At 36.7% G+C, this 14,332-nt stretch carries 14 protein-coding genes and 7 tRNA genes; 2 read left to right on the forward strand and 19 right to left on the reverse strand.

Annotation, left to right across the window (positions count from 1 at the left end; translation table 11 throughout):
* Nucleotides 1–4: 4 nt before the first annotated feature.
* The 7 genes from KQI71_RS00530 to KQI71_RS00560 all read right to left on the reverse strand — a co-directional run bounded on the left by KQI71_RS00530 (nt 5) and on the right by KQI71_RS00560 (nt 3,497).
* Nucleotides 5–2,617 (reverse strand): cation-translocating P-type ATPase, encoded by a 2,613-nt coding sequence (locus KQI71_RS00530; RefSeq protein WP_216433035.1) that lies wholly within the window; start codon nt 2,615–2,617, stop codon nt 5–7.
* A gap of 379 nt (nt 2,618–2,996) precedes the next feature.
* Nucleotides 2,997–3,069 (reverse strand) — tRNA-Lys (locus tag KQI71_RS00535).
* An 11-nt stretch (nt 3,070–3,080) separates the two neighbouring features.
* Nucleotides 3,081–3,152: transfer RNA gene (locus KQI71_RS00540), tRNA-Gln, on the reverse strand.
* Nucleotides 3,153–3,169: 17 nt separating this feature from the next.
* Nucleotides 3,170–3,243 (reverse strand) — tRNA-His (locus tag KQI71_RS00545).
* A gap of 25 nt (nt 3,244–3,268) precedes the next feature.
* Nucleotides 3,269–3,342, reverse strand: a tRNA-Arg gene (locus KQI71_RS00550).
* A 5-nt stretch (nt 3,343–3,347) separates the two neighbouring features.
* Nucleotides 3,348–3,418 (reverse strand) — tRNA-Gly (locus KQI71_RS00555).
* Nucleotides 3,419–3,422: 4 nt separating this feature from the next.
* Nucleotides 3,423–3,497 (reverse strand) — tRNA-Pro (locus KQI71_RS00560).
* Nucleotides 3,498–4,075: 578 nt separating this feature from the next.
* Between KQI71_RS00560 and KQI71_RS00565 the strand changes: the two genes are divergently transcribed.
* Complete coding sequence (locus KQI71_RS00565; protein ID WP_216433037.1) at nt 4,076–4,444, forward strand: helix-turn-helix domain-containing protein; 369 nt, start codon at nt 4,076–4,078, stop codon at nt 4,442–4,444.
* A 204-nt stretch (nt 4,445–4,648) separates the two neighbouring features.
* Here KQI71_RS00565 and KQI71_RS00570 read toward each other — a convergent pair.
* The 7 genes from KQI71_RS00570 to KQI71_RS00600 form a co-directional block, all read right to left on the reverse strand.
* Nucleotides 4,649–4,729: transfer RNA gene (locus tag KQI71_RS00570), tRNA-Leu, on the reverse strand.
* 123 nt (nt 4,730–4,852) lie between these two features.
* Complete coding sequence (locus KQI71_RS00575) at nt 4,853–5,704, reverse strand: hypothetical protein (RefSeq protein ID WP_216433039.1); 852 nt, start codon at nt 5,702–5,704, stop codon at nt 4,853–4,855.
* Between the two features lies 1 nt (nt 5,705).
* The gene (locus KQI71_RS00580) at nt 5,706–6,125 is read right to left on the reverse strand and encodes a hypothetical protein (RefSeq protein WP_216433040.1); all 420 of its coding nucleotides are present in this window, start codon (nt 6,123–6,125) and stop codon (nt 5,706–5,708) included.
* A gap of 112 nt (nt 6,126–6,237) precedes the next feature.
* On the reverse strand, nt 6,238–6,762 hold the full coding sequence (locus tag KQI71_RS00585) for a Zn-ribbon domain-containing protein (protein ID WP_216433042.1): 525 nt from the start codon (nt 6,760–6,762) through the stop codon (nt 6,238–6,240).
* Nucleotides 6,763–6,783: 21 nt separating this feature from the next.
* Entirely contained in the window at nt 6,784–7,326 is a 543-nt protein-coding gene (locus KQI71_RS00590; RefSeq protein WP_216433045.1) for a hypothetical protein, read from the reverse strand.
* A gap of 79 nt (nt 7,327–7,405) precedes the next feature.
* A complete protein-coding gene (locus KQI71_RS00595; RefSeq protein WP_216433047.1) occupies nt 7,406–7,597 on the reverse strand; it encodes a hypothetical protein in 192 nt (63 codons plus the stop codon).
* 12 nt (nt 7,598–7,609) lie between these two features.
* On the reverse strand, nt 7,610–7,897 hold the full coding sequence (locus tag KQI71_RS00600) for a hypothetical protein (RefSeq protein WP_216433049.1): 288 nt from the start codon (nt 7,895–7,897) through the stop codon (nt 7,610–7,612).
* Between the two features lie 107 nt (nt 7,898–8,004).
* Here KQI71_RS00600 and KQI71_RS00605 point away from each other — a divergent pair, with 107 nt between their 5' ends.
* A complete protein-coding gene (locus KQI71_RS00605) occupies nt 8,005–8,166 on the forward strand; it encodes a CopG family antitoxin (RefSeq protein WP_216433051.1) in 162 nt (53 codons plus the stop codon).
* A gap of 459 nt (nt 8,167–8,625) precedes the next feature.
* Here KQI71_RS00605 and KQI71_RS00610 read toward each other — a convergent pair whose 3' ends face one another.
* The 5 genes from KQI71_RS00610 to KQI71_RS00630 all read right to left on the reverse strand — a co-directional run bounded on the left by KQI71_RS00610 (nt 8,626) and on the right by KQI71_RS00630 (nt 14,210).
* Nucleotides 8,626–9,855: a phage portal protein gene (locus KQI71_RS00610; RefSeq protein ID WP_330655185.1), complete on the reverse strand. Its 1,230-nt coding sequence runs from the start codon at nt 9,853–9,855 to the stop codon at nt 8,626–8,628.
* 114 nt (nt 9,856–9,969) lie between these two features.
* Nucleotides 9,970–11,538 (reverse strand): phage terminase large subunit family protein, encoded by a 1,569-nt coding sequence (locus tag KQI71_RS00615; RefSeq protein WP_253287863.1) that lies wholly within the window; start codon nt 11,536–11,538, stop codon nt 9,970–9,972.
* Complete coding sequence (locus KQI71_RS00620) at nt 11,538–11,963, reverse strand: hypothetical protein (RefSeq protein ID WP_216433057.1); 426 nt, start codon at nt 11,961–11,963, stop codon at nt 11,538–11,540. The genes KQI71_RS00615 and KQI71_RS00620 overlap by 1 nt, the downstream gene beginning before the upstream one ends.
* Before the next feature lie 425 nt (nt 11,964–12,388).
* Complete coding sequence (locus KQI71_RS00625; RefSeq protein WP_216433059.1) at nt 12,389–13,999, reverse strand: DEAD/DEAH box helicase family protein; 1,611 nt, start codon at nt 13,997–13,999, stop codon at nt 12,389–12,391.
* A gap of 28 nt (nt 14,000–14,027) precedes the next feature.
* Nucleotides 14,028–14,210, reverse strand: a complete 183-nt coding sequence (locus KQI71_RS00630) for a DUF5659 domain-containing protein (RefSeq protein WP_216433061.1) — start codon at nt 14,208–14,210, stop codon at nt 14,028–14,030.
* Nucleotides 14,211–14,332: the final 122 nt, after the last annotated feature.

The raw sequence follows: 14,332 nt of genomic DNA on the forward strand, positions 1-14,332 counted from the left end.
AGGTTTAATTTCCTGCGGCTTTTTTCATGATCGCTTTTAGACATTGAATGATTGGAAGATTTAAAAATGCAAGTCCATATACAATCATCAACTGACAAAACGTAAGTGTCTGTACTTTAAACATTGTATGGAGATTAGGAATCATAACAACACCTGTAATAAGAACTAATCCAAGAATAAAAGCTCCCGCCAAATAAATATTATTAAAAAATCTCTTTGTAAAAATAACCGGCGCATTTGATTTACTATTATAACCATGCACCAGTCGTGAAGTACATAATGTTGCAAACGCCATTGTCTGAGCCAGAATTGTATTTCCTGTCTTAAGTCCTATCGTATATGCTATCATAGTCATAGCTGCAATCACAAATCCTTCAAGACCAATTCGTATCAGAAAATCTTTTGTAAGAATCGACTCATTCATTGGACGAGGTTTTCTTTCCATCACTGCTTTTGTATGAGGTTCTAGTCCAAGTGCAATTGCAGGAAGACTGTCTGTTAAAAGATTAATAAATAACAAGTGAACCGGTGCAAACGGAACTGGCAGTGCCATAATCGATGCATATAAAACAGCAAGAATTCCACCAAAGTTTCCAGATAGCAAAAACTGGATCGCATGCTTAATATTTTCATAAACATTTCGTCCATTTTCTACTGCCTTAATAATTGTCGCGAAATTATCATCTGTAAGAACCATTGACGATGCATCTTTTGCAACTTCTGTTCCTGTAATTCCCATTGCGACTCCAATATCCGCCTGTTTTAAAGCAGGTGCATCATTAACACCATCTCCAGTCATAGCAACAATATTTCCTTTTTCCTGCCATGCACGCACAATTCGAATTTTATGCTCCGGAGATACTCTGGCATAAACAGAAATTCCTTCGACAAAATCTTTCAATTCCTCATCAGATAATCCATCAATTTCCATTCCTTCACAGGCTTCTTCTGGTTTTTTTAAAATTCCTATTCTTTTTGCAATGGCAGCAGCTGTCACTTTATGATCTCCTGTAATCATAATCGGCTTCATTCCAGCTTTGATACACTCTTCCACTGCCATTTTTGATTCTTTCCTTGGAGGATCCATCATAGAAATAAGACCAAGGAAAACATAATTTTTCTCGTCATCTACATTGATTTCCTTTACTCCATCCATCTTTTTATATGCAAAAGCCAAAACACGAAGTCCATTTGCAGAAAATTCCTGATTCTGTCTTTCAATATCTTTTCTATCCTGATTTGTCATTGTACGGATCTTTCCATTTTCTTGAATCATATCCGTTCGGTCAAGCAAAACGTCAACTGCTCCCTTTGTTAGCATCGTCCTTCCACTTTCCAAATCATGAAGAGTAGACATAAGCTTACGATCACTATCAAATGGAACTTCTGAAATTCTTGGAAAATGCTCCCGAATTTCTTCCGCATCCATCGACATCCGATTGCCAGCATGAATTAAGGCCGTTTCTGTAGGATCCCCAAACTCCTGTCCCTCCACAACCTTCGCATCAGAACATAAAATTCCAGCAATCATCAACTGTTTTTGTGCTTCATTTTCTTTCGTCAAAACATCTGCATCGTAACATTTCTTTTCTACATAGCACTGTTCTACCGTCATCTTATTTTGGGTCAATGTCCCTGTCTTATCCGAACAAATCACAGACACACTTCCAAGTCCTTCTACAGCCTGAAGCTTTCGAATGATTGCACCTTCTTTTGCCATTTTTCTTGTTCCAAATGAAAGAACAATGGTAACAATAGAACTTAAAGCTTCTGGTATCGCCGCAACTGCCAATGCAACAGCAAACATAAAAGCATCCCCAGCTGGTTTTCCCTGCCATACATTAATCGCAAATAATGCTGCACAAAATACCATAATAATGATAGATAATTTCTGTCCAAATTGGTCCAAATTGATCTGTAATGGTGTCCGTTTTTCTGATGTTGTCTTCAACATCGCAGCAATCTTTCCAACTTCCGTCTCCATTCCAACAGATGTTACAAGAAAAGATCCTCTTCCATACGTCACAAAACTTCCGGAAAAGACCATATTTTTCTGATCACCAAGAGGTACTGTCTCATCCAGTAAGATATCTTCTTTCTCTACCGCAAGACTTTCTCCAGTAAGAGCACTTTCATCTACCTTCATACTGGCACATTCAAGAATTCTTCCATCTGCCGGTATTTGATCTCCCGCCTCAAGAATTACTTCATCGCCAACCGTTACTTCTCTTGATGCAACCTCCATGATCTGTCCGTTTCTCATAACTTTCGCCATTGGTGAAGACAATTTTTTAAGCCCTTCCAACGACTGTTCTGCCTTCACCGTCTGAACCGTTCCTAAAATTGCATTAATTGTAATGACAATGACAATGACAAGCGTACTTTCCACATCTCCTAGAAAACCAGAAATAATTGCGGCAAGAATTAAGATGATAACAAGAAAATCTTTATACTGTTCCAAAAAAATCTGAACTGTACTTTTTTTCGTTCCCTCTACTAGCTCATTCATGCCGTATTTTTTCTGATGTTCTTTTACCTGTTCATCCGACAATGGATGAATAGAGCCGTTTAGAAGTTTTCTAATCTCTTCTTTCGACTGTTGATAAAATTCTTTCATACAACTTCTCCTTTTCAAATCTAAAATTCTTTTTGAATCTTCACACAGGATTTCAACCTACAACAGATTACAATCATTCTAAATTTTTATCTTTCCGTATCATTTCATTTTAAAATTTTTACGCCGGACAAACAAAGTCCCTATGGTATAAAAAAAGAGACCCTTATTGCATACCAAAAGCTGCAATAAAAGTCTCGCTGTTTCATTACGATACGGGCAGATTATCTGCCGAGATTGACGACATCGCAAACGCCTTGCGCCAGCTACTCCCTTTTATTTATAAACATCATAACGGAAGTGAAAACTTTTGTCAATTCTTTTTTGTAAAAGAAAAAAAGAAGTCTAAAACTCAATGTTCAGACTTCTTTCTGTTTGTAAATGAGCGTGCGGGGATTCGAACCCCGGACAACTTGATTAAAAGTCAAGTGCTCTACCACCTGAGCTACACACCCATAATATAAAACTGGGCTAGCTGGATTCGAACCAGCGCATGCAGCAGTCAAAGTGCTGTGCCTTACCACTTGGCGATAGCCCAATATTTCAAAAAACTAGGGTGGGTAATGGGATTCGAACCCACGGCCTCCAGAGCCACAATCTGGCGCGCTAACCAGCTGCGCTATACCCACCATATATATCTTCACAAAAGAAAAGCGAGCCTGAAGGGATTCGAACCCCCGACCCACGGCTTAGAAGGCCGTTGCTCTATCCAACTGAGCTACAGACTCAAAAAAGCGGGTGATGGGAATCGAACCCACGTGATCAGCTTGGAAGGCTGGAGTTCTACCATTGAACTACACCCGCTTAGTCGGGGTGACAGGATTCGAACCTGCGACCTCTTGATCCCAAATCAAGCGCTCTAGCCAAGCTGAGCCACACCCCGATTCTATTGTGTTAGTTGTGAGTGTTTTTTGTTTGTGTCGCTCACAACAAAACCTATCTTACTCTATTATTACTCGTTTGTCAACACTTTTTTTAATTTTTTTTTATTTTTTTCAAAACCCCGGTCAACCACAGGATGTTTACTGCTTTTTAGAGGGGTTTTTCCTACTTATGGAAAAATTTTTTCTTTACCTTGTAAACATAAATTTAAAATTGCTGGAAAAAATTTTTGTGGCCAACCGGTATGCATCTAATCGTACACTTCTGAGTATATCCTCACAATGTTCTTATGTCAATATAATTTTAGAATGTTTCGTGGAGTTCCGATCTTTTTCTTACTCTCTTATAGTATACTCTGTGAAATACTAGTGGTTTTTATCTTAAAATAGCAGGACGCTTATCCCTATCAGTGAAAAAAAGGAATCCATGCGTTTTGACTGAAATTTTATCTTCTTCTAAGAGAAAGCCTTCGCCAAACAAAAATGCACAGAAAAATTTTTCATATAAAACATAACCTGTATGGCAATTATGACAAGGCATACTCAAATGAAAAGAACAAGAAACACGGAGGCATTACACTTGAAAAATTTAAATTTTGGAGAGCGTTTACGGAAACTTAGAGAAAATGCAGATATGACTCAGGCAGAAACTGCAGAAAAAATAAATTGCACTGCCAGATCTTTATCTAATTATGAACGAAATATACGAGAACCAGATTTTGATACTTTAATCCGCCTATGTGATCTTTTTGATGTCACGGCAGATTATCTTTTAGGACGAACAGACCATGCCCACCATTATCAGAATATTCCTTTAGACGATCAAATAGCAAAAATGATTCAAACCGTCCTATCTCTGCCTCCACGATACCAATCAGATATCATCCACTATACAAAACTTAACAAACTTGATTTTGAAATCTTAAAAAAAGAAAAAAATGATAGATAAAGCAAACTACGCGCCAGAAAATCCTAAAATCCTAGGAAATCTGACGCGTATCTATTATTATATATAAAAAAAGCAAATATAATTTGTTTCTTAATTAATTTTCTACTTTCCATAACACTTGATCCCAATGAAATTACACAAAAAATCTAGCGAAAAATAAAAAAAAACGATTTAGAGAAAAATCTCTAAATCGCTATTTATCAATGCGGATGACAGGAGTTGAACCTGCACGTCGTAGACACTAGAACCTAAATCTAGCGCGTCTGCCAATTCCGCCACATCCGCAAATAATAACGCATTCATGCGAGTTTTTCATATCTCACGCTAGATTATTTACATCTCATAGCGCTAGATTTCTCGTTGACTGCTTGACTATTATACCAAGCAAAAAACAAATTGTCAAGCATTTTATTTCACATATTTTAAAATAATATTTAACTTCCATCCATTATACTTATAGCCATGGTTTATAAAAAGTGTTCCATCCTTTGCCAAAGACATTGAAAATATAGCGTCTTTAAAATCTGAAAAAGATGTAATGTAAGATATACTTGTATTCATTATATGTGTGGTACTCATCACCATAAACTGTGATTGTGTTCTGACCGCCCTCATGTCAACCAATGCACTGACTGTCGATCCTATCTTAGTCACATCAGAGGCAACCGATCCACCTTTGGCATTTGATGACAATGTCACTGGCACAACCTTCTGGTAGATCGGCTTGCCATCAATCCATGTGCCTACCTCAATCTCATCTGTTGAATACTCCTCACTTGAAGCACCACCGCCACTGCCACCAGTTCCATCTTTCCCATCCTGTCCGTCTTTACCTTTCAGATTAGGTGTCGTGAATGTACCTGCTGCCGTAGTTATATCCAGTTTATATTGTGTATCGGTGTTCTCAGCATTTTCCACAATCGTTGGCGAAAATCCATCGGCACCATCTTGTCCATCAACCCCATTAGTACCATTCTTACCAACAACATTTCCAACGTCTGCGCTTGTACCATCTGTCAGAGATACAATCAGATGCCCTGCACCGTTAATTGATACACCAGAGATTCCTACTCCTGTTGAGCCACTTGGCAGTTGCTTTACGATATCATCAATCTGAGATTTCGTATAGTAATCGGATAAATCTACATTTTCGCCAGATGATCCACCATTCTTTTTAATTTCCTCTTTGATCTTTTCGACAAGATACTGCAAACTTGTCTGGTCTAGGTATTTATCGCTTGGGCTGTCACTAACTCTCATGCTACTCACCGCCCATCATCACATCAATATCAGATTTAGAGATTCTACGTGATCCATAATCAGCAGGCGAATAAACAGTAGGATTCTTGCTTGTAAACATAAGTGAAAAGCATGAATACTCCTCTTCTGGTTCGGGTATAGACGCAATCTTATCCCTGAGATTCTGTGTTCTTTTCTCGAGATATTTATATGCTTGTGATGTAGTAGTAAACTCAGTAATTGTCTGACGCATAATATCAATGTCGTTACTCACCGCTTCTAAGATATCTAAAGCAGATAATAACATCTGTCTCTGATCTGTTTCCTTATTATATTCTGCCACAGCAGATAATCCATTTTCTAATAAAAATTGTGTGTATTGTTCATCAGAAAAGTATTCCTGATTGGACAATTCCATCTTTAGTCGATCTAAAATCTTCATGATTCCTCCTTTCATTGCATCAAAAAAGGAACCTAGTCGGTTAAACTAAGTTCCCTTGTGTTGGTTAATACACTTCAAACGTGTTTTATTAAATTTATAAATAATTTCACTTTTACCACTTGTATCCACAATTTTTACATCTGTAGGTATTTCTTGCACTAGAACTCAAGAAACCAACCGCAAGGAATCCCATTGCCTTTTTCCCTGCACTAATCTTCTCAATATTGGTTGATCCGCATGTTGGGCAGTGTGGGATGTTTTGGGCAGGTTGGGATTTGATTCTCTGTTCCTTTGAGGAGATTTGTTGTTCGATAATTTGATTTCTCAAATAACCAAATTCATCTTTGCCCCATGGTAGAAAAATTCCTTGAGTTAAGCAATCTAATATATCTGTTATTTCGCCACTTACTTTATGTGGTATCATTTCTTCTGCAATCACATAAGCATCATCTCGATCTCCGTTTGCAAGTAATTTTACAACATCTGAAACATCGTATACAAGATCGTCAATGCACAAGGTATTGCTATTTTTGTATGTATCATTAATTATATCCTTTGTAGGGCAACTGCAATTAGGGCAGCATTTTGCCTTGTCTGAAAATTCTTTACCACATTCGGTACATTTTACTAGCGCCATTTTATAACTCTCCTTTGTTGTCTACCATTTGTACTTACAATTATTGCATTGATATGTTTTTCCAATGTTTGAACTCAATATTCCTAGCATCATACTACCAATCACTCGTGAAGTTGCACTAATTTTTTTAATGTTGGTGCTTTGACAATTAGGGCAATGTAATTGTTGAGATTTTCTTAATTCAATTCTTTGCTGAATTTCTTTTTCTTCTTTCTTCTTTTTATCATATTTCTTATAAAATTCAATCGGAATTGTACTAGGAATTGTATGATATTTTTTGCAATATTGTTTTATAGACCATCTATCTTTTTTCTTTGACGCCTTGCACTCCTTTTTAATTTTATGTTTGATAATATTGTCATAATCAAACCAAGTATCATCTTCTGTATATTGTTGCAAAACAGTTTGTAGTTCATTCTCTAAATTAATTTTGACCCCATAAACTTCGCAACAGCCATCAGCAGATTCTTCTGTTTTTTGAATAATCTTATTTCCACATAATGGGCACGCTCGTTCATTTGGATTTTTTGTTGTATATTCACATTTCTTACATTTATAAATCACATTATTACCTCATTATCTGTATATTTCTATATGTTTATTATACACTGATTGTATAAGAGAACGCAACTTATTTGATCAATCACTTTAACAAGTCCTTGTACAACTCTGCCTTTTCTTTCATTCTTCTGACTCTTACTTCTTTATGTCTCTTGACCATAACCTCAATCACTGCACCTACCTTGCCTACGATCGCAGATACCATTGTCATGTATCCTAATAATGTTACAATTTCATGCCCTGGCATTGTTAATAATGTATTTAAAATTTCCATATTTGTGTCTCCTTATTTGTCTAAAAAGATATCAGCGCAATCTCTCATACCTTGCACGTAGATTTCTCTGCAAAGAACTCGATGATTTGTCGATACCGTGTTTATATATTCTTCAAATTTTTTTGTTTGTTCATCATTTAACCATGATCTAATTTCTTGTAATTGATTTTCTTCCTCTTTCATGCATTCCTGATAATTTGTATCCAGTAATTTATTTCTTGTATGAACTTCTTTTATTAACTCCTGCATTAAATATTCATGAATTATTTGATTGTATGTTTCTTCTCGTAGATCTTTCATGATGATAATCCCTCTCCTTTTTATCCTACTTTATCATATTTAATCCTACTTAGCAATATAATACACTACCATATGATAAGATTGCAAACATAAGCGAGGTATGGATTATGCGACCATTAAAGAAGAAAGTCAGTATCACACTGGATAGTGACCTTGTAGAAACAATTAAAGATTTAGCAGAAAAAGACGATCGTTCTTTCAGCCAGTATATCAATATGGTATTGAAAGAGTATGTAAATCGTGCAAACGAAGGGACTACAAAAGAGTAGTCCTTATTTTTTTGCCGTGGGGATTTTTTGTGTTTCCTAACGCCCTGATTTGTAAAGAGGGGTAATGACCTGCAAACATCGTCACATTGCACAACTTTTTCTTATATTTTTTGTACATATTTACCTGCTTATTCTTCGCTAGAGTCCCAATCTAACGTTGTTTTTGGAAATAATTGGCACAGATATTGACATAAAATTTTGCTTTTATCACTCATTTTAAATCTATTTGAAATACTGATATTTTATCAAATGGATTTTGGAAGATATTTCCAGTGATTCTGGCACAATCTATACGTCTGTCTGTATAACCATCAAAAAACCTAGCAATACTAAGGATTTTTTGCCCATAGAACGGCAAATTTTTTGGATGTATCACTCCCAACTATTTCCAAATTGCGTTCACCCAAGACCTGCGTACCCATTTCGAGTACCCAGACGGTACTTGAGCCCGGCTTAAAATTAAGCCCGTTCCTTATCTTTTTCTACATTACCACTAGCACCATTCTCTTCGTCTAACCGCTTCAATTCTGCCACACTGTCCGTGATCAGATCACTCTTTTCCATGACGCTCTTTTTACTGATCGCACCAAGTTCTCTCATGGCTTTTAAGTTAGACACCATTTCTGTTGTTGCAACTGGCATATTTACGTTATATACGACCTCAACATCATTCGATACCTCAGTACCCTGCATCTTTAAGATCATCTGAAATCGTCTGAACCTTTCTTGGAATCCTTTGTTCAACCATTTCTTCGTTTCATCTGCGTTAATGTTTGCCATGTGAAATAAAATTTTCATAGATACTTCACTGATGTTTGCAATGTTCGTTGAACTACCTAACACACTTGGTATGCAAGCGATATCATTCAGCATTTGCTTGATATTGTCAAGATACAACTTAATCGTATTGTAATCCATCGTTGTACTGACTACTTTATAATCCCCATTATCCAGATTCATCACATAACCTGTTGCATCAGCAGGTATCGTTGATTCAATCCTCTGACCTACAGCCACAGGCATTGGATTCAAACTATTGATATAGATTGCATCGCCCATCTTACTTAAGATATCTTCTAAGTCATCCATAATAGGTTTGATATCCATCAACATACTAACGCCAAAGTTATAGTCCATATCATTGAAGTTATGGTAATGGATAGGCAGACCACACACATTAATCTTACTATCTTCCATATGTAGATAACCGCCATCATTGTTCCAATTCTCAACGTAACTAGGATAGTATACATTATAAAATGTAATATTCGTAAATACGTCTGTCCATGTTTCGATAAATGCAATGTAACTGCCACGATCATCATAAACAGGATAACAGTCACCGCTGTCAAGCACCTTACTTTTAATGATTCCATCTTCTACATAAACAACTTCGTAAGCGTCACCAAACTTATTGACTCTGTCTAGAATCTGATAATCAACCGTTTCATATTGTCCTAACTTATATATCTCATTAAAATTCTTAATTGTATTCTCGTTGCCACTAAATGATACCTTCTTGCCCAGTAGATACGTTGCATGGAATCTCAGCACCGTTTTAGCATAGTTCAGTATCGTTTTTCTGGTAATAAGTTCTTTCCCTTTATAAGCACAGTTCTCTCTTCCAAGTACCTTATGTCTGCCTGCGAGATAGTCACGATTCGCAATACATTTCGTGATTCTGTTCACATGATAAGGTTGATTGACTTCCTCAACAAACCATTTGGCAGGATTCTCATACTTATTTTTATATTCTTCAATTGCCACGTTGTCTCTCCTTTCTGTTTCTTCTATATAATACTGTTAAAATGGATACCATAATCCATTCTTCATTCCCTGAATACAAAGACACAATCCCATAACCAAGTCATCATGACTGCCACTGATTGCGCCCATACTTCCATTATCATTCGCAACGAATACCTTCATCTCTTCGAGCATATCCTTACTCTTGATTTGGATTAAACCTTTATCGAACCATTCACGGCAGTCGTTGACGATGATAGATTTTGTTTTATTGTTAGTGTCAAACCCGATACGCCAAACAGTTCGTTGAAATTCATCATATGTCTTGTACTTCGTCATGTTCATATAATGTTTCTCGTATCTCAAACGTTCAATCACACTATGCCCACCGCTTGCTTTCTCAACCGTCAACAACGCCTTATTATAGTATCTACCTAAAGCATTTAACACATCGGCATACTGATATGGCTTAATCTTGTTATTCCTAAACTCAGCCACCTGTTGACCTTCTCGATTTAACACAATAGCAGTAGAGTAGTCCTGTCCCAATCCTTCTGAGCAATCCACACCGATATAATATTTCTCTCCAATTCGTGGCAACTGCCAGATATGAAATGTCTTACCTAGATACGGCATTAATATCGTAGGAACACCCGTAACCTGTTTCTTCGCCAACGGTTTAATCTTGTGTTCTACGATCGTAGTCAATGATGCCGTGATCCTCTTAGAGTCAAATAACTGTTGCCCTGTAGTCAAGAAACATTCTGTATCAGTAGATGGATATTCTACTTGGAATGTATCAAGTCCATCTGTAGATACTTTCTTTCTTCGCCAAGCAATCTGCGCCAATGAAGCACCCATCTTTAATAATTCCTGTTCATCTTCGTCCAATTCCATGTCTTTAATCTTTTGTGATGTTCTTGCTTCATACTCAGCCACCGCTTGCTCATACTGATTAGCAAACAAAGATTTTCCATTGATCCAATTAAAAAAGAACGGTTTGTAACTATTGTCTCCGTTCTTCGCTTGAATATATAATTCTGAAAATTTGTTAAATCCATTTGCAGTCGATTCTATGATGATGCGTCCTGATTCACTAACCGCCTGCGATAATGCATGTAACTGTTTATCTGCGTTCTTCCAAAAAGCAAACTCAGACAGATGCACGATACCGTTCAATGTATCGCCACGACCAATCTCTTTATTACCTGCCGTCAAGCAAGTAATCTTGCTACCATTATCAAAGCATAATGCTTGTCTGTTATTTACGATCAGTTTCGGTTTGATGATATCTGGTAATGAGTGATATTGCTGTTTCAATTTATCAAAAATCGTATTACAACTTGATTGATTGTGACTTACCAGAAAACAAGTCGTATTCTCATGCACAACACATTCTCTGATTGACAATGCAATCGTGATAGAGGAAATACCTAACTGACGGCTCTTTAAGATAATGTTGTTTGATTGCATATTTTGTACCAATTCCTTCTGCTCATCCGTTAAGATAAATGGTACAAGTTTTCCTTCTTTATCTGCAATCTTGATGAACGCTTCAATCCATGCCACCTTATTCTCGTCTTGCCACAACCAAGCAAGTTTTTGTGCATTTGTTTTACTGATCATCATGCACCGCCTTTAAGAGCAGGAATATTAATACCAGATAATAACACGTCCAATTCGTCCTCTGAATCCTCAAAGAAGTCACTATTATGGAAGTTTTCAACGTACTTAGCCGCATTGACATCTCCATTCAGTGCCTTGTTCATCATCTTCTGGTATATCTGCATTGTGTTTAGTGTTCTCATATTTTTCATGTATATTTTAATTGCTTTCTGAGCATCATCACGAATGAGCCAGTTATTCTCGCAGAATTCTTCTGTTTTGTTTGTTCCATCCTTGCTCTTGAACTGCATATCGCATTGACATAATTCGTCCCATTTGCATCTTTTCTTCTTATCTGACAGATACCACTGCACATACTTTGCAATGTGATATGGGCAGATTTCCTGCATCTTTTGAAGCAATGTTTTATCTTTACTCTTTGCCATTTGTTTCTCCTTTCCTGTTTGATTTTTTTTAAAAGTCCGATAATATCCGATTGCGCAACTTGTTGTGCGATCGAAGTTCAACATTTAAGTGAGCGTAGCGAATCTAATGTTGGACATCTAGGGGTTTGGGGCTTGTCCCCAACATGATGAGGAAACACTTAACGCTCTTCATTTACCTGCGGTAGCAATGTCGAGAAGGAACGCTAACGCTTATCCTATCTCTCCTAAACTGCGCAATAAATTGCTTGTTTACTTGGGATAGCAGAGAAGAGGAGTAGTAAAGTAATCGTCGTTTTCTCCAGTGTTTATAAGGGATTTCATGCATTTTGCGTACGTTTTCGTTACGACCCTATATAGAAGCATCGTAACAATTTTGTACGCAAATCGGCAAAAAATCCAGTAATTATAAGGGGAAAACGACGATTCTATACTCTCGCCCTAACTATCGTCCACAATCTAACGTCCTTACTACGACCACCAATTTTTCGTTTTGTTCTTTTCTTGTCTATTTTATAAGGTATGCCCATCTGCAATAACCGTTCATTTATTGTCTTAGCAGTTTTAACAATTCGTCTGTCTTTACGTACACCCAATTCCTGTACAAGTTCATCTTTCTGCGTATCCCAAAATTCTGTTTTATCGTTTGCATACCTTTCCAACTTGATCATAATTTCAATACATTCTGGATCATAAATTTCATATTTCATTCTCTCAATTTCACGAGTTCTTTTGTTGTATTTGTGCGTTCTCTCAAACTTATCAGCAAGATATGCGCAGTATCCGTAATCGCTGAGTTTTATCATCTTATTATATAACTCGATGTCGCTTTCTTTTTTCTTGAGCATCAATTGATTCACTTTTAAACAATTATCTTTTTTATCCTTATAAATGATTCCGCTCTTGTCTACATTCGCGTTGAATCTTAAATATTCTCTATAAAATTCATCTTCTCCGTTGAAGTCGAGGAATTGTGCAGGCGTAATATCTTTCTTAATCTGTGTGATCATACCGCCTAATTGTTCGTTGGTTCTGGCACGAACATAAACGTCAATCTTCTCTGAGTATGCACCATTGTCTTTCCTTCTGCCGATACGTCTTCTGCCCATGCACTGGATCAGTGAACCAAGATCACGAATGTCTATCATGACCTCTTTTACATCTTTGTCTTTGATGTTAACGCCTGCATCTAGGCAAGCAGTTGTGATAAGTAGATTCTCTTCGAATCTCTCATTTTCAAGCATCTGATTCAATTTATCCTTATCCATATACTTGGCATACTCTTTGTTACTCTCACTACAGCAAAAGATTGCATTGTCCTCGAACTGCTTGTATAATTCATATGCCTTTTTGACAGAGTCAATGAAAAAGATTGCCTTTGTACCTTTGTGAATTATCTCTTCTGCCTTACGTTTAAATGCGTCCTCACGGTAGAAGAAGTAGAGTTGATTGATAAATGACCAATTGGTAGGTATCTTGTATTTGAGTGGCTTAATTCCTTCTCTGATGCCTAATTTCTGGGCGTTATCTCCCAAATAATCTCTCATATAAGATTCAATATTCTCGCCCGTGGCGCTCATGAATATCTTAACCGCAGTAGGACATTCCATGATCATGTCATAAGCCACGTCTGTCGTGTCATTAAAGGACGCATCTTCTGTGAAATAATGATATTCGTCTGATACAATGTAACCGTAGTCGTATGGATTAAAGAAGTCCTCTTCTCCGAAGTCATTGTATCTTGACTTGTGCATGGAAAACTTCTGATATGTAACAATGTCTATCACATCATCTTTGCCGTCTGATTCAATTTCCATGATGAACTGATCGACACATTTGCGACGATGGATAAGGAAGAGAATCTTCTGACCCTCTTCCTTTGCAATATCATATAAGGTGTTCTTGATAAAGTAGGATTTTCCAACGCCAGTACCTGCCTCAATAATGACAGGTACATCTGGTTCCCATTTTTTAATATCTTCAACTGTGATTAGATCGCTTACTCTTGTATTTTTACTTACTTTTTTGTTTGTTGCCATTTGTTTGTTCTCCTTATGTTACGTTAGATTATTTGGATAAATACTGTTTGATTGTCTTTTCAAGATTTTCAGATTTTCTGAAAATAAATACATTTTTGTCTGGACATTTTTCATTGCGTTCTATTTTTTTAAGGATGAATCCTTGCATCATTAAATATCCTGCAAGTGCTTGATTGAATATAATTTTGTTTTCTGTTTTTGTTTTGTTCATGTGTTTGTTCTCCTATACTTGTATTTGTTTTGTTGAGTGGTCGACAAATTGTCGATTACTGATATTAATTAGTAGCCCTCAGTTTGAGGTTAACTGACCTAAATTCTGAGTGCCAAGATTGT

Origin of the sequence: Anaerostipes sp. MSJ-23 (assembly GCF_018918155.1) — a bacterium.
GTDB lineage: Bacteria > Bacillota > Clostridia > Lachnospirales > Lachnospiraceae > Anaerostipes.